This window comes from Aquabacter albus (assembly GCF_040049275.1).
Classification (GTDB): Bacteria; Pseudomonadota; Alphaproteobacteria; order Rhizobiales; family Xanthobacteraceae; genus Aquabacter.
This window is the reverse complement of the sequence record NZ_JBDZDT010000010.1, coordinates 21756-38276: the sequence shown is the minus strand read 5'-3', so window position 1 is coordinate 38276 and position 16521 is coordinate 21756. Positions and strand designations below refer to the sequence as shown.

Genomic DNA, 16521 nt, shown 5'->3' with positions numbered 1-16521 from the left:
GTGAGCACGCGGAAAAAGTGTGCCACACTTCCTCTACGAGCGCCGAAAAACCAAGAACGCTCGATTGGAGGAAGCCCATGCGGATGTTGACCCACCCGCCAGCCTTTGCCTTGTCCTGCGCGGCGGCTCTGATGCTCAGCCTTGCCGCCCCGGTCGGCGCCAGTGCAGCGGACTACCCGACCAAGCCGGTGCACATGGTCGTGCCCTTCCCGGCCGGCGGGACCACGGACATTTTCGCCCGCCTCATGGCCGACCGGCTCACCAGGGCGCTCGGCCAGCAATTCATCATCGAGAACAAGGCGGGTGCGGGCGGCAATACCGGCACGGAGGGCGTCGCGCGCTCGGACCCGGACGGCTACACGCTCGTCATGGGCACGGTGGGCACCCACGCCATCAATCCCAGCCTCTACGTCAAGATGCCCTACGACCACATCAAGGATTTCGTGCCCGTCGCCTTCGTGGCCGGCGTACCGAACGTGCTGGAGGTGAACCCGCAGAAAGTGAAGGCGAAGACGGTGCAGGAGTTCATCGCCGAGGCGAAGGCGGCCAAGCCGCCGCTCACCATGGCATCCTCCGGCAACGGCACGTCGATCCACCTCTCCGGCGAAATGTTCAAGCAGGCCGCGGGGGTCGATCTCGTCCACGTGCCCTATCGCGGCTCGGGCCCGGCGGTAAACGACCTCGTGGGCGGACAGGTGGACGTGATGTTCGACAACCTCCCCTCCTCCATCGGCCAGATCCGCGCCGGCGCGCTGCGGCCCATCGCGGTCACCTCCGCCCAGCGCTCGCCCGCTCTGCCCGACGTTCCGACCATCGCGGAAAGCGGTGTTCCCGGCTTCGAGGCTTCAAGCTGGTTCGCTTTGTTCGCCCCCGCCGGCACGCCCAAGGAGGTGGTGGATAAGCTCAACGCCGAGGTGCTGAAGGCGCTTCAGGACCCGGCGGTGAAGCAGCGCTATGCGGAAGTCGGCGCCGAGATGCGCCCCATGACGCCGGCCGAATTCGGCACTTTCGTCAAAAGCGAAACCGATAAGTGGGCCAAGGTGGTAAAGGCCTCCGGCGCCAAGGTCGACTGATCCAACGGAACCCCGCCGCGTCGGCAAAAAAAGCCGGCGCGGCAAAAAAAGTTTGGAACCTTCCCCGGCAGACACGGTTCAAGCCGTCAGCGGGCATTAAGGGGGTGTTTTGTCCCGGCCCGCACCTCCCGCCTATGTTCCCGTCCGTCCGCAAGGTCGGACTTGGCATGGAAGAACCACCAATACGCTGCCCGTTGAGGGTGGCGGATAAGATGGAGGACGCCAACGTGATTGAGTCCCGCCATAATGCCGAGCCCCTGCCCCCGTTAAAAATCGCCGTCTCCGGTTCCAGTATTGTCCTAAGGTCACTGGAGGACGCGGCCACCTTCATGCGTGGCCATCCTGTCGGCGAACATGCCGAAATGCTTCTCGACCAGATGGAGTCGGCCTGCCGGCCCGACCTGAAACGCCGCGCTTGGCGCGCTTTCGAGACCTTCGCCGAAGCGATGAAACTCACCCCCGGATCCCAGCCCCGCGTGATGTGACACGCGAGACCTGTTTTGCCGTCCCCCTCGACGCCGCCCCGGCTGCCCCGTGCATCCGGGGCGGCGGCATTTTTGTACTGATGTTCAGGCAAAACTCCTTAGCGAACGGCAGTGCGAGGAGGCGCAGGGCTACCTGTTCGCCCGCCTCATGCCCGCCGACGCCTTCGAGACCTCTCTCCGCGGCACAGCCGATCGTCAGGGCGCTGGGGGAATACCCTGCGAGACCCGGTCCATCATGTAGGGAAGGAACGGGTTGGACGACATGCGCATCAGCACGTCGAGGCTGACGGTGAGCACGTCCCGCTCGCCCCGCATGACGATGTTGCCGAGGTTGATGCCGAAATTGTCCAGAGGATCCGGCTGGAGCCCATAGAGCCCGTCCGCCAGCGGGAACGGCATGGCCACGTGGGACAGCGAATAGACCGAGCGCGGATAGGCAAGGTCCAGCGGCTGGCGCGTCACCTCCGTCTGCCCGGCCTCCGTCACCCGCGCCTCCACCTGCGCCTGCGAAGCGGAGCGGTTGGTGATGACGGTGGTCTTGAACCGCCGCGGCGCCGCCGGCAACAGGCGCTCCAGCGCGGTGTCGGACGCGGTGTTCACCAGGGACGCCAGCTCCGCATTCCGGTTGAGGTCGAACAGCACCAGTTCGCTGCGGCCCGGCGACAGCTGGGCATGGAGATGGGTGATGATGGCCTCGGTGCTCACCGTCTCGTCCACCACGGACTGGAAGGAGAGGACCGGCGGCATGCGGTCCATGACGGCGGCATGGCGCGCAATATTGTCCTGGAGCACCTGGGTGAGCAGGTAGGACTGCCGTGCCGCGTTCACCGGGAAGGAATTGTATTTGAACGGATTGTATTCCGGCATGATGCCCAGCCACGCCGCCTGGGCGAAGGCGGGGACCATGGCCGGTATTGCGGCGAGCCCTGCATAGCGTGCGAACGGGGTGATCCCCACCATGGGCGAGACCAGAACCACCCGCTCCGGTCGCTCCAGCTTCGCGTCGTCCAGCGCATCGAGCGTGTACATGAGCGCCAGCGCGGCGCCGTTGGAATAGCCCACCAGCTGGATGGGCGCGCCCGGCCCCGCGCGCCGGCGCGCCTCGCGCACCGCAAGGCGGACCGCGGCCATCCAGTCCGGCCAGGTGATGTTGGTCAGCGCGCCCGGCACGAGGCCGTGCCCCGGCAGGCGGATGCCGATGGAGACGAAGCCCTTCGCGGCGTAGAGCTTCGCGAAATGGCGCAGGCTGTAGGGGGAATCCGTGAGCCCGTGCAGGAAAACGGCGGCGCCGCGCACCAGCCCTTCGGGCGCGATCTCAAATGAGCGGTTCCAATCCTGCGCGAAGCGCTCGGGATAGATCGGACTGCTCGAGAAATAACGATTGAGTGGAGTGCGCTCCTGCGGGGGCAGCTTGTCGGTAACGTTGGCCTTCACATCCGCGAAGAGGCGGGCTTCGGTGGCGAGATAGCCGGCCCAGTCGGACTGATCGATCTCGGCAATGCTCGGCTCACGCGGGACGTAGGTGTGCCAGAGCTCCAGCGGCGGTCCGCGCAGCACGTCGACGGTGCGGAAGACCAGCAGGGCGACGACCGCCAGAGCGACGAAGATCACCAGGCGCTTCAAGAAGTTCCACACACGCAAGCTGACCGCCCTCCCCGCCTTGATCCGGCCTCACGCTGCAACGCGCGCCAAGCCGCCCGGCTCACGCTTATCCCGGCGCGCGCCGCAGCGCCAGCGGCGGCGCAACCCGCGAAATGATGGCTTCCTTATCTGCCCGCCCATCAAACACCATCGAAGATTTATGGGCGGGCGCACTATGAGACACCTCCTCGCGCAACAGCCTTCAAGGGCGGCAAGGAGGTCGGAATGTTGCTCACCGCCTTGGACGACAAGTCCCGCGCGACCATTGGCCGTTTCTGGCTGAAGCTCGCATGCGCGGCGGTCTTCGCCGTCCTCACCCGGGAGAGCTATCTGGCCAGCCTCGGCGGGTGGCTTTCCCTTTATGCCCTGTTCACGGCGGGCATCGCGCTATTGCTGGAGAAGGGACTGAGCCCGACGGGCTTCAACCACTGGGACGAGGTCCTGTGGCTGACGTTCCTCGCGCAGGCGATGAAGCTGGCCCACCGGATGGTGACCTAGCTGGAACGGCCCCGGCCTTCGTCTCTTCTTTCGGAAACCGGACATTCCTCCCGGAAAGACGGGCTGCCCTTCTCCCACGCGCAGTTATTCGCCCTGAAAGAAAGCAATTTGCTCAATTTTTATACGCTGGAATGCACGATCTTTGACCGAGAAAACACAGTGCATACGCGCCATTATTCAGAACGTATACTGAAACGCGAGGGAAGCTGTCGGCTTCTGCCGCGGGGAGAATGGCGATGGGCAAGACGGGTCGGGGTCTGGATCGTTTGATGCGGATGGCAGCGTGCGCGGCCTTCACCGGTGCGGCTCTTGCCGGTGCGGCGATGGTCGCGCCCGCGGCGGCGGAATATCCGGACCGCAACCTCGTCATGGTGATCCCCTTCCCGCCGGGCGGCCCCAACGACGTCATCGGCCGCCTCGTGGCGCAGAAGGTGTCGGAGGCTTTCGCGAAGACGGTGGTGGTGGAGAACAAGCCCGGCGCCGGTGGCTCCACGGCCATCGATTTCGTCGCCCGCTCGGGGCCGGACGGCTATACTGGCATCCTCTCCTCCATGGGCTATGTGGTGAACCCGCTGATCGGCAAGACGCCCTACAAGGTGGAGGACCTGCGGCCCGTCTCCATCGTCACCTCGGGTCCTTCGGTGCTGGTGGTGCGGAACGACCTGCCGGTGGGTTCCGTGCAGGAGCTGATCGCCCTCGCCAAGTCGAAGCCCGGCGGCCTCACCTATGCCTCTTCCGGCAACGGGACGCCGCTGCATCTGGCGGCCGAGCTCTTCAAGCATGATGCCGGCGTCGACATCCTCCACGTGCCTTACAAGGGCACGGGCGAACTCATGGTGGACCTCGCCGCCGGCCGGGTGGACATGAGCATCGTCAGCCCCCTCATCGCCGCCAACTTCGTGAAGGACGGCCGCCTGAAGGCCATCGCCACCACCGGCACCGCCCGCATGAAGGGCTGGGAGAGCGTGCCGACCATGGCGGAAGCCGGCCTGAAGGGCTACGCCATCGAGGCGTGGTATCCCGTCCTCGTCCCCGCCGCGACACCCGACCCGGTGGTCGCCAAGCTGAACAAGGCCATCGCGGACGGCGTGAAGATGCCCGACGCCACCGAACGCCTCGAAGGCCTCGGCTTGCGCGCCATCGGCTCCAGCGTCGCCGATGCGGACGCCTATGTGAAGGCGGAAGCGGCCAAGTGGAGCCAGTTGGTGAAGGACGCGAATCTGAAGGCGGATTGAGCTCGGCCTCAGCGTTTTCGGGACGGACGAATGCTGGCGGCTCTATGTCATGGGGCGGAGCGCCAGCCTGATCCGCTCCGCAAGCTCGTCCTCCGTCAGCTCTCCTGCCGCCAGAGCGCACCACACCGTCACCACCGTGGCATCGTCCAATGTCAGTTCAAAGCCGTTGAGAGCGAGGAAGAGTTCGGCGATGACGAGCGATGTGCGCTTGTTCCCGTCCACGAATGGGTGATTCTTGGCGATGCCGTAGGCATAGGACGCGGCCATGGCAGCCATATCGGGCGCGCCATAATGCAGGAGGTTCCGCGGGCGGCTGAGAGCCGCTTCCAGCGAACCGTCGTCCCGCACGCCCTCCCCACCGCCATGCTCCGCGAGCTGCTCCTCGTGGATCGCAAGTGCCACGGCCTTCGACACCCAACGAGGCTGGTCCATGCCCTACTTCGCGAGTTCGCGAAGTGCGTTGCGGCGCTTCTTCATGATGCCACGTGCTATTTCCATCTGGGCTTCGAATTCCGGCGTGTAGGGCGTGAGGCGATAGCCATCGGGCGTCTCTGTCAGGTAGACGGTGTCTCCCTGCTCCACCTTCAGCCGCTGGAGCACTTCCTTCGGGATGACTGCCCCCACCGAATTTCCGACCTTGGTCAGTTTCAGCGCGACCATGGCACGACCTCCGTCACGTCAAGCCCTCCGCCGACGTACCAACATATGTAGTAACGCCGGCTTCATCAATCCAGGCCAAAGACCGTGAACGTCACCGCGCGTGCCACCCTCCTCGCGTGCCCGACGCCTTATGCCCCATCGAACCTTTGGCGCCTGATCCCTATGTAGTCTCCCGGACACCATGAGGAGCAGGACGATGGAGATCAAGCGAAGTGGCTCGCAGCCCTCCGGAAAAGGGCCCGAGGATTATTTCACCGGAACGGTTCGCATCGATCCCCTGTTCACCGCTCCCGACCCGGCGCGCGTCGTCGGCGCGAGCGTCACGTTCGAGCCCGGCGCGCGGACGGCGTGGCACACCCATCCGCTAGGCCAGACCCTCATCGTCACCGCCGGCTGCGGATGGGCCCAACGGGAGGGCGGCGCCGTCGAGGAGATCCGGCCGGGTGACGTGGTCTGGTTCCCGCCGGGGGAAAAGCACTGGCACGGGGCGACCGCCACGACGGCCATGACCCATATCGCCATTCAGGAAAAGCTGGACGGCAAGACCGCCGACTGGATGGAACAGGTGAGCGACGCGCAGTACCGGGCGTGATCCCGCTGCCGGCCAACGCCTGCGGACAGAAGGCCGCCCCGGTGGCCTTCTGGAACACCTCAGGCCGGAGAGCCGAGCACGGACGACAGAAGCGCTGGAGAAAGATCGATTGTCTGTTCAATGCGATGAATTTATTTGACCCAACGGCAACTTCTTTTGGATCTGCAGTCAAAGGCGCAGCGGCGACTGTGATCTTTTTGGCGCAGTGCCGCTATGTCAAGAATGAGAACACCTAAAAACCTGCTGAATTCTATCTCCAGTATTTTATGATCTCGGTCAGCGAACGCATCTTTCTTCCCCCCAATATGTTCGCGGCTAAATAATTATTGAGGTCTTGCCGTGAGGATTAGTCATATTCTACCCGTTCTGGCGGCTGCGGCTGTCCCGTCGGGTGCGGCCTTTGCTGCCGACCTGCCCGTGAAGGCCCAAGCTGTGGAGTATGTGAAGGTCTGCGCCGCATACGGCGCCGGCTATTACTACGTCCCCGGCACCGACACCTGCCTGCGCGTCGGCGGCTATGTCCGCTTCGACACCTACATCAATGCGGTCGGCACGTTCAACCCGGCGATCTCGTCTGCCGGCGCCACGATCTTCAATGGTCCCGGCGGCGGTCTCGGCGGCTATCCGTTCACCACGAACGATTCGTCCGACTACCTGACCCGCGCCCGCGCGGTCGTGGACCTCGACGCCCGCACCGCCACCGACTACGGCGTGCTGCGTTCGTATGCCCGCTTCGGCGTGCAGTGGGACTCGGCGGCTTCGGCCGGCAGCCCGGCGGGTAACGCCCCGTACTTCGAGCGCGCCTTCATCCAGTTCGCCGGATTCACCTTCGGTTATACCCAGTCGTTCTTCGACACGGGTATCGACTACATGATGACGACCCCGTACGCGGGCTCCAACACCTGGACCTCCGCGCTCGCTTACACGGCGGAGTTCGGCAACGGCTTCTCGGCGACCATCGCCCTCGAGGACGCCGCCAACCGTGTGACCGGCGTTCAGACCGGCCCCGCGCAGGGCACCTTCGCGGGCGGCACGGCGCTGACCGGCCTCGCCGGCATGTCCTACACCAACTACCAGGAAGGCCAGCAGGCTCCTGACATCGTCGCCAACATCCGCGTCGACCAGGCGTGGGGCACCGCGATGCTGTCCGGCGCTCTGCATCAGGTCGGCGGCGTCACCCCGCTCAACGCGGGCGGCGGGCCGTTCCTCGGCGCGCAGGGTTCGGACACCTGGGGCTGGGCACTCGGCGGCTCGCTGGAGTTCAAGCTCCCCATGCTCTCGCCGGGCGACAGCCTCTACATCCAGGCCAACTACACTGAAGGCGCCCTGAACTATGCCGGCCTCTCCGGCAACTTCCAGAGCCGCGCGACCGGCCTCGGCTCCATCGACCTGAACAACACCCTCTCGGGTGCTGACGGCGCCTTCTACCCGATCGCCGACGCGATCTGGAACGGGACCGGCTATTCGAAGGAAACCGCCTGGGCGATCCAGGGGCAGTACCGTCACTATTGGGTGCCGAACCTGCGTTCGGCGATCTATGGCGGCTACGTCAAGGTTGAGGTTCCGACCAACGCGGCCTTCACCGGCCCCAGCCTCCCGGTCGGCGCTGCGCTGTTCAACGCCGGCTATGACGTCGAACTCTGGCAGATCGGCCTGAATACCATCTGGTCGCCGGTTAAGAATCTCGATCTCGGCCTTGAGGTTCTCTACAACAAGGTCGAAGGCAGCCTGCCGTCCAGCGCCGTGCTTACCTCCGGCAACAGCACGGCTGGCAATGTCGCGGTGTTCGGCGGCTCGTCCGACGTGTGGTCGGGCGGCTTCCGCGCCCAGCGCAACTTCTGATCCCACCCCACTTCAAGGCGATGCCCCGCTCGAGTGATCGAGCGGGGCATCTGCGTTTCAGGGGCATGGCGGGCGGACATGCGGCACCGCTCGGGCGCGCGGAGTGTCTGTCGGGACGTTGCGCGGGATATGAGCTGACGACCCGCCGAAACGTTTGCGGCCCTGTTCGGGAATACCGAACAGGGCCGCAAATGACGGCGTAATGGTTGCGGGGACAGGATTTGAACCTGTGACCTTCAGGTTATGAGCCTGACGAGCTACCGGGCTGCTCCACCCCGCGTCAGAGCTGACAGATAAGCCGGCGAAGCGGCGTGTCAGTGAGGGGTATGTAGCCCCGCACCCCGCCAATTGGAACCCCTAAAGCGATAAATTTCTCGGCAAAGAGATCTTGCCTGTGGATGAGCGCAAGCTCAGCCCTCGTCCTGCTGTGGCGCCGCGCCTTGCGCTGCAACACGTTGCGCACGGCGGGCGGCGGCCTCCGCATTGTGGGCGGCCTTGCGCGCCTCGCGGCCCGTGCGGCCCTCCACCAAGGCCGTGATCATGCCGTGCAGGGTGGCAAGGTCCTGCTTGCTGAGCGCGAGGCGGTGGAAAATGTTGCGGATGTTGCGGGTGGTGGAGGGCTGCTTCTCCGGCGAGCGGAAGAAGGCCGCCTCCTCCAGCTCCCGCTCCAGATGGTCGAAAAAGGCGAACAGGTCCTGCTTCTCCGCGATGGGCGAGCCCTCGGGCGGCGCGAAGGGCAGCGCCCCGCCGCTCGCCGCCTTGAACCATTCATAGGCCGTGACGGCGACGCAGGTGCCGAGATTGAGCGAGGCGAAGGCCGGATTCACGGGCAGCGTCAGGATGGCGTCGCACAGCGAGACCTCCTCGGTATAGAGCCCGGTGCGCTCGCGGCCGAACACGAGGGCCACCTCCTCCCCCTGGCGCAGGCGCGCAAGGCCGTCCGCTGCGGCATCGTCCGCGCCCACCACCGGCTTTGCCATGCCCCGCTCCCGCGCGGTGGCGGCGAAGGCGAAATTGACGTCGGTGAGCGCCGCGCGCAGGTCCGGATAGAGCTGCGCCCCCTCCAGGATGCGGTCGGCGCCGGCGGAGAAGATGCGGGCGCGCTCATCCGGCCAGCCCTGGCGCGGATTGACGATGCGCAGGCGCGACAGGCCGAAATTGCCCATGGCGCGGGCGGCCGAGCCGATATTCTCGCCGAGCTGCGGCTCCACCAGGATGACGAGTGGGCCGCCTTCGGCCCATGGCTTTGTGCTGTCTGTTCCAGAACCGGGCATGGGGCTCTCTTGCCTCCAGTCGCGCCGGGAGTCGAGGCCCCCATTCATGCAGGGGGGCGCATTGCCGCGCCGCAAATCCGCCCGGGCGCTTCTTCTTCGCGTTTTCGGGTGCTATAGCGGCCCCGCTGGGATTTGTGGCATCGGCATGAAGTGGGGCGCGCGCCGGGCCACACCCTCTCCTTCCCAAACGCTCTCAGAGCGCCCCGAAAGGCCGTCCACATGGCGAAGATCAAGGTGGCAAACCCCGTCGTTGAACTCGACGGCGATGAAATGACCCGGATCATCTGGCAGTCCATCAAGGACAAGCTGATCCATCCTTATCTCGACATCGATCTGAAATATTACGACCTTTCCGTCGAGAAGCGCGACGAGACCAACGACCAGATCACCATCGACGCCGCCGAGGCCATCAAGCAGTACGGCGTCGGCATCAAGTGCGCGACCATCACGCCGGACGAGGGCCGCGTGAAGGAGTTCGGCCTGAAGGAAATGTGGAAGTCGCCCAACGGCACCATCCGCAACATCCTGGGCGGCGTGATCTTCCGCGAGCCCATCATCTGCAAGAACGTGCCGCGCCTCGTGCCGGGCTGGACCCAGCCCATCATCGTCGGCCGCCACGCGTTCGGCGACCAGTACCGCGCCACCGACTTCAAGGTGCCGGGCAAGGGCACGCTCTCCATCTCCTTCGTGGGCGAGGACGGCACGAAGATCGAGAAGGAAGTCTACAAGTTCCCGGGCGCCGGCGTCGCGCTCTCCATGTACAATCTGGACGAGTCCATCACCGACTTCGCCCGCGCCTCGTTCAATTACGGCCTGAACCGGAAGTATCCGGTCTACCTCTCCACGAAGAACACGATCCTCAAGCAGTATGACGGTCGCTTCAAGGATATCTTCCAGGCGGTCTTCGACGCGGAGTTCAAGGCCGAGTTCGAGAAGAACAAGATCACCTACGAGCACCGCCTCATCGACGACATGGTGGCGGCGGCGCTGAAGTGGTCCGGCGGCTATGTCTGGGCCTGCAAGAACTATGACGGCGACGTGCAGTCGGACATCGTGGCCCAGGGCTTCGGCTCGCTCGGCCTCATGACCTCCGTGCTGATGACGCCGGACGGCAAGACCGTGGAGGCCGAGGCCGCCCACGGCACCGTGACGCGCCACTATCGCGAGCACCAGAAGGGCAAGGAGACCTCCACCAACTCCATCGCCTCCATCTTCGCCTGGACCCGCGGCCTCGCCCACCGGGCGAAGCTCGACAACAATGCGGAGCTGGCGAAGTTCGCCTCGACCCTGGAGAAGGTCTGCGTCGACACCGTCGAGGCCGGCTACATGACCAAGGACCTGGCGCTGCTCGTGGGTGCGGACCAGCAGTGGCTCTCCACCACCGGCTTCCTGGACAAGATCTCCGAGAACCTCACCAAGGCCATGGCGGCCTGAGCTTCGAGGGGCTGACGCTTCAGGCCGCGGGCGGTTCGCCGCCCGCGGCCTTTATTTTTCCTCCGCGCCCTGCTCGATCCGCGCGAGCTCCTTCTCCCGCGCCGCATCGATGCGCGCCGCCACTTCCGCCTCCGGCAGGCCCAGCACCTCGAGGAGCCGCGCGGAGAGCTGAAGGCTCGCCTCCACCGTTTCCGGAATCACGTGCGACACGCCGAGCCCCACCAGCTTGCGGGCGTGGGCGGCATCCTTCACGCGGGCGAGGATGATGGCGTCGGGCCGGTGATGCCGGATGGCCCGCACCATGCCGTCGGCCGCCTCCGGCGCATCGAGGGTCACCACGAAGGCGCTGGCGCGCTCGCAATCCACCCGCTCCAGAAGCTCGGCGCGGCTGGCATCGCCCAGGAAGACCTGCCGCCCGGCGGCCTGCTCGGCGCGCACCCGTTTTGCGTCCGCATCGAGGGCGACGAAGGCGACCCCCTCCTCCTCCAGCGCCGCGGCGACGATGCGGCCCACGCGCCCGAACCCGCCGATCACCACGTGCCCCCCGCCAAGCGACGGGGGCGGCATCTCCTGCGCATCCTGCTGCTGCCACTCCAGGCGCGCCCGCAGCAGCCCGCCGAGGCGGGCAAGGAGCGGCGTGAACACCAGCGAGAGCGTGACGACGGTGACCAGCAGGCTCGCGCGCTCGGAGGAGAGAACGCCTTCCGCCGCCAGGAGCCCCAACACCACGAAGGCGAACTCCCCGGTCTGCGCCAGCAGCATGGCGAGCTCACCGGCCAGCGGGCGCTCCACGGAAAAAAGCCGGGCGGCAGCGTAGATCATGGTCATCTTCACCAGGATCAGCACCAGCACGGCCACCAGCACGTAAGGCAGGCGCGGCAGCACGGCCACGAAATCCACGCTCATGCCCACGGAGACGAAGAACACGCCGATGAGCAGGCCCTTGAAGGGTTCGAGATCGACACTGATCTGGTGCCGATAGGCCGTGCCGGAGAGAAGCATGCCGGCGAGAAACGCCCCGAGCGCTGCGGAGAGGCCCGCCGCCTGGGTGAGCCCGGCGGTGAGCGCCACCACCGCGCAGGTGATGGCCATAATGAGCTCGCGCGACCCCGTTCCCGCCGCCGCCGTGACGAGGGGCGCCAGCACATAGCGCCCGGCCACCAGGATGACGCCGACCGCCGCCACCGCCTTGGCAAGGGCGGTGAGGACAAGGAGGAAGATGCCGTCCTCATGGCTGCCGAGAATCTGCGCGGCGAGCAGGACGGGAACGACGGTGAGGTCCTGGAACAAGAGAATGGCGAGCGCGGCCCGCCCCAGCGGCGCCAGCGCGCGCCGCTCCGCCAGCAGGATCTGCATCACCACCGCCGTGGACGACATGGCAAGGGCGAAGCCCACCACGAGACCGAGGCCGGCCTCAAGGCCCGTCCACATGGCGACCAGCGCCATGGCGATGCCGCAGAACACCACCTGCAGCAGGCCGACCCCGAACACCTCCCGGCGCAGCGACCAGAGCTTGCCGGCGGAGAATTCGATGCCGAGCAGGAACAGCAGGAAGACGATGCCCACTTCGCCGATGAAGGCGATCCGCTCGGTATCGCGGATGGTGATGTATTCCACCCACGGCATGCTGGCCGCGAACTGGCCGAGGCCGTGCGGGCCGAGCAGGCCGCCAATGACGATGAAGCCCACCACCGCGCCGATGCGGGCGCGCTGGAACAGCGGCACAAGCACGCCGGCTGCGACCAGATAGACGAAGGCATCCTTGGCCCAGGAAGAATGTTCCATGCCCCGCCCGATGCTGCTGCCAAGAAGCGAATCGCCGCTTCGGCGAAGTTTAGTGCGAGGGCGGGGCGGCAGGCGAGAAGCCGGCATGGGAGAAGGATGGATCGCGGCGCGCGCGGATCTCGGCTTCGCTGCCGGATATTCCCTCCCCCGCCGGCGGGGGCGGGAGGGATCCAGTCAAACCTGAGGGCTTCCGGTCAGCCGCGCTGGGCGCGTTCCTTCAGAAGGGCGTCGAGCAGAGCTTGCTGCTCGGCGATGCGATCAGCGGCGCGCTCCTCGTCCGCCGCCCCGGAATAGGCGGCCGCCTGCTCCGTAAGCTGCCTGAGATTATCCCTGGCGATGGCGATGCGGTCATCCAAATCGTCTTTATCGGGTCCGTCGGTCATGGCCGGTCTCTCAATTGCCTTGCCATTTTAACGCGGAATGCGGGCGGAGCGGAGTTGCGCGTTGATTTTTCACGTTCCCCCCTGGCGCCAGCTTCGCATGGCGCGGCCGCAATCATTTCACCCCAAGCATAGCCATGCCACGCATATCCAGTTCTCGCAAAAGCCTTTAGGTCTTTGGCGGCCGGAGCCGCGCGCCCGGCGTGTGGGACCATCAAGAATCAAGGGCAGGGCATCATGTCCACGACACAGGGCTTTGTGTTCGATCACATCCACATCTTCACGTCCGATCTCGAAGCGACCGTTCACTGGTTCCGCGAGGCGCTGGGGGCGGAAATCATCACGTCACCGCTGCGGACCCAAGCCAAGATCGGCGCGCTTGCCGTCTTCTTCGAGGATGTTTCAAACAAGAGCGGCATCAATCCCGCGGCCGCTACGCCTCACAGAGGCGCGGATCATTTCGCCTTCGCCGTAAAGGACATCGATAATGTCGTGGCCGACCTGAAGGCAAAAGGGATCGTCTTCACCAAGGAGCCGCACAGCCCGCGTCCCGGCATCCGGCTTTGCTTCATCCAAGGGCCGGATGGCATCTCCGTTGAGCTGCTTGAGAGAGACCCGAAATACAGCTGAGCGCTTTTGCGTATGCCCGCCGGAGGATCGCTCATGAGCCCCATCAATGCGGGGCGCCACGATACCTTTCCGGTGCTCGACGCGGGGACTTGGCCCCCTCTCCCGCAAGGGGACAGGCAAACTGACCGTCATCCCCGGGCTTGACCCGGGGATCTCCCGCCACCCTATGAGATGGCCGGGCCAAGCCCGGCCATGGCGAGACAGAACGGACTTTCCCGGCCTGCCCTCGGCCGTCAGCCCGCCATGGCGGCTTCGATGGCGGCCAGGGCCGCTTCGGCCTTCGAGCCGTCCGGGCCGCCGGCCTGGGCCATGTCGGGGCGGCCGCCGCCGCCCTTTCCGCCCAGGGCCTCCGCGCCGAGGCGCACCAGGGCCACCGCATCGAAGCGCGCGGTCAGGTCTGGCGTCACGCCCACCACGATGCCGGCGCGCCCGTCATCGGTCACACCGACGATGGCGACGACACCGGAGCCGAGGCGCTTCTTGCCTTCGTCCACCAGGCTTTTGAGGTCCTTCAGGTCGATGCCGGAGACGTGCTTGGCGAGCAGCTTTACGTCGCCCACCTCGCGCGCCGTATCCTCCCCGCCGCCACCGCCCATGGCGAGCTTGCGGCGGGCGTCGGACAAGTCGCGCTCCAGCTTGCGGCGCTCCTCGACGAGAGCGGCGACGCGCGCCTCCACTTCGCCCACCGGCACCTTCAGGGCGGCGGAGGCGGCCTGGAGGGAGGCGTTGGCGGCGTTGAGATGATGGCGCGCCTGGGTGGCGGTGAGCGCTTCCAGGCGCCGCACGCCGGCCCCGACCGCGCTTTCCCCTACCAGGGAGACGAGGCCGATATCGCCGGTGCGGTTCACATGGGTGCCGCCGCACAATTCGATGGAGAAGGGCGCGCCATTGCCCTCGTCGGTGCCCATGGAGACCACGCGCACCTCATCGCCGTATTTCTCGCCGAACAGCGCGCGGGCGCCGGAGGCCACCGCATCGTCCACGGCCATGAGCCGGGTTTCCACCGGCTCGTTGCGCAGCACATAGGTGTTGGCGATCTCCTCCACCTCGGCCAGCTCGTTGTCCGTCATGGGCTTAGGGTGGGAGAAGTCGAAGCGCAGCCGGTCGGCGGACACCAGCGAGCCCTTCTGGGCCACGTGGTCGCCCAGAACGCGGCGCAGCGCCTCGTGCAGCAGATGGGTGGCCGAATGGTTGGCGCGCACGGCGGCGCGGCGTGCATGGTCCACTTCCAGCGCCAGCGCGGTGCCGCGCGTGAGCGTGCCCTCGGCCACCTGCACCTCGTGAACGAACAGATCGCCCAGTTTCTTCTGGGTGGAGAGCACGGTGGCGCGCACGTCCTCACCCGCCAGCAGGCCGGTATCGCCCACCTGCCCGCCCGATTCGCCATAGAAAGGCGTCTGATTGAGCACAACGAGGCCCTGCTCGCCGGCGTTCAGGGCCTCGACCTCCTTGCCGTCCTTCACCAGGGCACGCACCACGCCCTCGGCGCTTTCCGTGTCGTAGCCGAGGAATTCGGTGGCGCCTTCGCGCTCGCGCAGGGCGAACCAGACCGTGTCGGTGGCCGCCTCGCCCGAGCCCTGCCAGGCAGCGCGGGCATCCGCCCTTTGGCGCTCCATGGCGGCGTTGAAGGCGGCGGTGTCCACATGGATGCCGCGGCCGCGCAGCGCGTCCTCGGTGAGATCGAGGGGGAAGCCGTAGGTGTCGTAGAGCTTGAAGGCCACCTCGCCCGGGAAGCTGGCGCCGGAAACGAGGCCCGCGCTCTCCTCTTCCAGGAGGCCGAGGCCGCGCTCGAGGGTCCGGCGGAAGCGGCGCTCCTCCAGCAGCAGGGTTTCGGAGGCGAGCGCCTCGGCCCGCACGATCTCGGGATAGGCGCGGCCCATCTCGCGCACCAGGATGGGCACGAGGCGGTGCATCAGCGGGTCGCGCGCGCCCAGCAACTGGGCGTGGCGCATGGCGCGGCGCATGATGCGGCGGAGCACGTAGCCGCGGCCCTCATTGGAGGGCAGCACGCCGTCGGCGGTGAGGAAGACCGAGGCGCGCAGATGGTCGGCGATGACACGGTGGCTCGCCTTCTGCGGGCCGTCGGGGGAGACGTCGGTGAGTTCAGCGACCTCGGCGATGATCGCCCGCATGAGGTCGGTCTCGTAATTGTCGTGGGTGCCCTGGAGCAGCGCGGAGATGCGCTCGAGACCCATGCCGGTATCGATGGAGGGCCTGGGAAGATTGACCCTCTCCCCGCCCGGCAGCTGCTCATACTGCATGAAGACGAGGTTCCAGATCTCGATGAACCGGTCACCGTCCTGGTCCGGCGAGCCGGGGGGGCCGCCGGGGATGTGGTCGCCGTGGTCGAAGAAGATCTCGGAGCAAGGCCCGCATGGGCCGGTATCGCCCATGGCCCAGAAATTGTCTGAGGTTGAGATGCGGATGATCCGGTCGTCCGGCAGTCCCGCAATCTTCTTCCAGAGGGCGTGCGCCTGCTCGTCCTCGGAATAGACGGTCACGAGGAGCCGGTCCTTCGGCAGCTCGAACTCGCGCGTCACGAGGTTCCAGGCGAGCTCGATGGCCCGGTCCTTGAAATAATCGCCGAAGGAGAAATTCCCCAGCATCTCGAAGAAGGTGTGGTGGCGGGCCGTGTAGCCCACATTGTCGAGGTCGTTGTGCTTGCCGCCCGCGCGCACGCACTTCTGCGCCGTCACCGCGCGGGAATAGGGCCGCTTCTCGACGCCGGTGAAGACGTTCTTGAACTGCACCATGCCCGCATTGGTGAACATCAAGGTCGGGTCATTGCGCGGGACCAGCGGGGAGGAGGACACCGCCTCGTGACCCTCTTTGACGAAATAGTCGACAAAGGTCGACCGGATCTCGTTGACGCCGCTCATGTGCCGACCACCATCACTTCTGGAACGCGCCTGACAAAGCCCCTCGCGGCTTCGTCGCCCCTGCCGGTGCCCGAGAGAGGCCTAGCAAAGGGACCCGACCCTTTAGCGATGCC

At 66.2% G+C, this 16521-nt stretch carries 16 protein-coding genes and 1 tRNA gene; 9 read left to right on the top strand and 8 right to left on the bottom strand.

Features of this window, described 5'->3' with window-relative positions; translation table 11 throughout:
* Window positions 1-77 precede the first annotated feature (77 nt).
* Entirely contained in the window at window positions 78-1073 is a 996-nt protein-coding gene (locus tag ABLE91_RS23550; RefSeq protein ID WP_348934837.1) for a Bug family tripartite tricarboxylate transporter substrate binding protein, read from the top strand.
* Between the two features lie 212 nt (window positions 1074-1285).
* On the top strand, window positions 1286-1558 hold the full coding sequence (locus ABLE91_RS23545; RefSeq protein WP_348934836.1) for a hypothetical protein: 273 nt from the start codon (window positions 1286-1288) through the stop codon (window positions 1556-1558).
* Between the two features lie 195 nt (window positions 1559-1753).
* Here the strand turns inward: ABLE91_RS23545 and ABLE91_RS23540 are convergent, their stop codons facing one another.
* Complete coding sequence (locus tag ABLE91_RS23540) at window positions 1754-3193, bottom strand: alpha/beta hydrolase (RefSeq protein WP_348935060.1); 1440 nt, start codon at window positions 3191-3193, stop codon at window positions 1754-1756.
* A 231-nt stretch (window positions 3194-3424) separates the two neighbouring features.
* On the opposite strand from ABLE91_RS23540, the gene ABLE91_RS23535 reads away from it, so the two are divergent.
* Both ABLE91_RS23535 and ABLE91_RS23530 read left to right on the top strand, forming a co-directional pair.
* Window positions 3425-3697, top strand: a complete 273-nt coding sequence (locus ABLE91_RS23535) for a hypothetical protein (protein ID WP_348934834.1) — start codon at window positions 3425-3427, stop codon at window positions 3695-3697.
* Window positions 3698-3966: 269 nt separating this feature from the next.
* On the top strand, window positions 3967-4932 hold the full coding sequence (locus ABLE91_RS23530; RefSeq protein WP_348934833.1) for a Bug family tripartite tricarboxylate transporter substrate binding protein: 966 nt from the start codon (window positions 3967-3969) through the stop codon (window positions 4930-4932).
* 42 nt (window positions 4933-4974) lie between these two features.
* Here the strand turns inward: ABLE91_RS23530 and ABLE91_RS23525 are convergent, their stop codons facing one another.
* Together ABLE91_RS23525 and ABLE91_RS23520 are read right to left on the bottom strand one after the other, a co-directional pair.
* On the bottom strand, window positions 4975-5364 hold the full coding sequence (locus ABLE91_RS23525; RefSeq protein ID WP_348934832.1) for a type II toxin-antitoxin system death-on-curing family toxin: 390 nt from the start codon (window positions 5362-5364) through the stop codon (window positions 4975-4977).
* A gap of 3 nt (window positions 5365-5367) precedes the next feature.
* On the bottom strand, window positions 5368-5592 hold the full coding sequence (locus tag ABLE91_RS23520) for an AbrB/MazE/SpoVT family DNA-binding domain-containing protein (RefSeq protein ID WP_348934831.1): 225 nt from the start codon (window positions 5590-5592) through the stop codon (window positions 5368-5370).
* A 196-nt stretch (window positions 5593-5788) separates the two neighbouring features.
* Here ABLE91_RS23520 and ABLE91_RS23515 point away from each other — a divergent pair, with 196 nt between their 5' ends.
* The 3 genes from ABLE91_RS23515 to ABLE91_RS23505 all read left to right on the top strand — a co-directional run bounded on the left by ABLE91_RS23515 (window position 5789) and on the right by ABLE91_RS23505 (window position 8026).
* Entirely contained in the window at window positions 5789-6184 is a 396-nt protein-coding gene (locus ABLE91_RS23515) for a (R)-mandelonitrile lyase (protein WP_348934830.1), read from the top strand.
* On the top strand, window positions 6181-6420 hold the full coding sequence (locus ABLE91_RS23510) for a hypothetical protein (protein WP_348934829.1): 240 nt from the start codon (window positions 6181-6183) through the stop codon (window positions 6418-6420). Before ABLE91_RS23515 ends, ABLE91_RS23510 begins: the two co-directional genes overlap by 4 nt.
* A gap of 181 nt (window positions 6421-6601) precedes the next feature.
* Complete coding sequence (locus ABLE91_RS23505) at window positions 6602-8026, top strand: porin (RefSeq protein ID WP_348934828.1); 1425 nt, start codon at window positions 6602-6604, stop codon at window positions 8024-8026.
* Window positions 8027-8229: 203 nt separating this feature from the next.
* Here the strand turns inward: ABLE91_RS23505 and ABLE91_RS23500 are convergent.
* Together ABLE91_RS23500 and ABLE91_RS23495 are read right to left on the bottom strand one after the other, a co-directional pair.
* Window positions 8230-8306: transfer RNA gene (locus ABLE91_RS23500), tRNA-Met, on the bottom strand.
* 130 nt (window positions 8307-8436) lie between these two features.
* Window positions 8437-9300, bottom strand: a complete 864-nt coding sequence (locus ABLE91_RS23495; RefSeq protein ID WP_348934827.1) for an RNA methyltransferase — start codon at window positions 9298-9300, stop codon at window positions 8437-8439.
* Window positions 9301-9519: 219 nt separating this feature from the next.
* Here ABLE91_RS23495 and ABLE91_RS23490 point away from each other — a divergent pair, with 219 nt between their 5' ends.
* Window positions 9520-10734 carry an NADP-dependent isocitrate dehydrogenase gene (locus tag ABLE91_RS23490; protein ID WP_348934826.1) on the top strand — a complete coding sequence of 405 codons (1215 nt, stop codon included), beginning with the start codon at window positions 9520-9522 and terminating at the stop codon, window positions 10732-10734.
* A 51-nt stretch (window positions 10735-10785) separates the two neighbouring features.
* Here the strand turns inward: ABLE91_RS23490 and ABLE91_RS23485 are convergent, their stop codons facing one another.
* Together ABLE91_RS23485 and ABLE91_RS23480 are read right to left on the bottom strand one after the other, a co-directional pair.
* A complete protein-coding gene (locus ABLE91_RS23485; protein ID WP_348934825.1) occupies window positions 10786-12519 on the bottom strand; it encodes a cation:proton antiporter domain-containing protein in 1734 nt (577 codons plus the stop codon).
* Window positions 12520-12713: 194 nt separating this feature from the next.
* Window positions 12714-12902, bottom strand: coding sequence for a hypothetical protein (locus ABLE91_RS23480; RefSeq protein ID WP_348934824.1), 189 nt, complete (start codon window positions 12900-12902; stop codon window positions 12714-12716).
* Window positions 12903-13136: 234 nt separating this feature from the next.
* Here ABLE91_RS23480 and ABLE91_RS23475 point away from each other — a divergent pair, with 234 nt between their 5' ends.
* Window positions 13137-13529: a VOC family protein gene (locus tag ABLE91_RS23475; protein ID WP_348934823.1), complete on the top strand. Its 393-nt coding sequence runs from the start codon at window positions 13137-13139 to the stop codon at window positions 13527-13529.
* Between the two features lie 233 nt (window positions 13530-13762).
* Here the strand turns inward: ABLE91_RS23475 and alaS are convergent, their stop codons facing one another.
* Window positions 13763-16408 (bottom strand): alanine--tRNA ligase, encoded by a 2646-nt coding sequence (alaS, locus tag ABLE91_RS23470; RefSeq protein ID WP_348934822.1) that lies wholly within the window; start codon window positions 16406-16408, stop codon window positions 13763-13765.
* Window positions 16409-16521: the final 113 nt, after the last annotated feature.

Bases quoted from the DNA above. Each gene is read 5' to 3' on its own strand.
- ABLE91_RS23550 (WP_348934837.1), top strand. From the start codon at position 78: ATGCGGATGTTGACCCACCCGCCAGCCTTTGCCTTGTCCTGCGCGGCG.
- ABLE91_RS23545 (WP_348934836.1), top strand. From the start codon at position 1,286: ATGGAGGACGCCAACGTGATTGAGTCCCGCCATAATGCCGAGCCCCTG.
- ABLE91_RS23535 (WP_348934834.1), top strand. From the start codon at position 3,425: ATGTTGCTCACCGCCTTGGACGACAAGTCCCGCGCGACCATTGGCCGT.
- ABLE91_RS23530 (WP_348934833.1), top strand. From the start codon at position 3,967: ATGCGGATGGCAGCGTGCGCGGCCTTCACCGGTGCGGCTCTTGCCGGT.
- ABLE91_RS23525 (WP_348934832.1), bottom strand. From the start codon at position 5,364: ATGGACCAGCCTCGTTGGGTGTCGAAGGCCGTGGCACTTGCGATCCAC.
- ABLE91_RS23520 (WP_348934831.1), bottom strand. From the start codon at position 5,592: ATGGTCGCGCTGAAACTGACCAAGGTCGGAAATTCGGTGGGGGCAGTC.
- ABLE91_RS23515 (WP_348934830.1), top strand. From the start codon at position 5,789: ATGGAGATCAAGCGAAGTGGCTCGCAGCCCTCCGGAAAAGGGCCCGAG.
- ABLE91_RS23495 (WP_348934827.1), bottom strand. From the start codon at position 9,300: ATGCCCGGTTCTGGAACAGACAGCACAAAGCCATGGGCCGAAGGCGGC.
- ABLE91_RS23490 (WP_348934826.1), top strand. From the start codon at position 9,520: ATGGCGAAGATCAAGGTGGCAAACCCCGTCGTTGAACTCGACGGCGAT.
- ABLE91_RS23485 (WP_348934825.1), bottom strand. From the start codon at position 12,519: ATGGAACATTCTTCCTGGGCCAAGGATGCCTTCGTCTATCTGGTCGCA.
- ABLE91_RS23480 (WP_348934824.1), bottom strand. From the start codon at position 12,902: ATGACCGACGGACCCGATAAAGACGATTTGGATGACCGCATCGCCATC.
- ABLE91_RS23475 (WP_348934823.1), top strand. From the start codon at position 13,137: ATGTCCACGACACAGGGCTTTGTGTTCGATCACATCCACATCTTCACG.
- alaS (WP_348934822.1), bottom strand. From the start codon at position 16,408: ATGAGCGGCGTCAACGAGATCCGGTCGACCTTTGTCGACTATTTCGTC.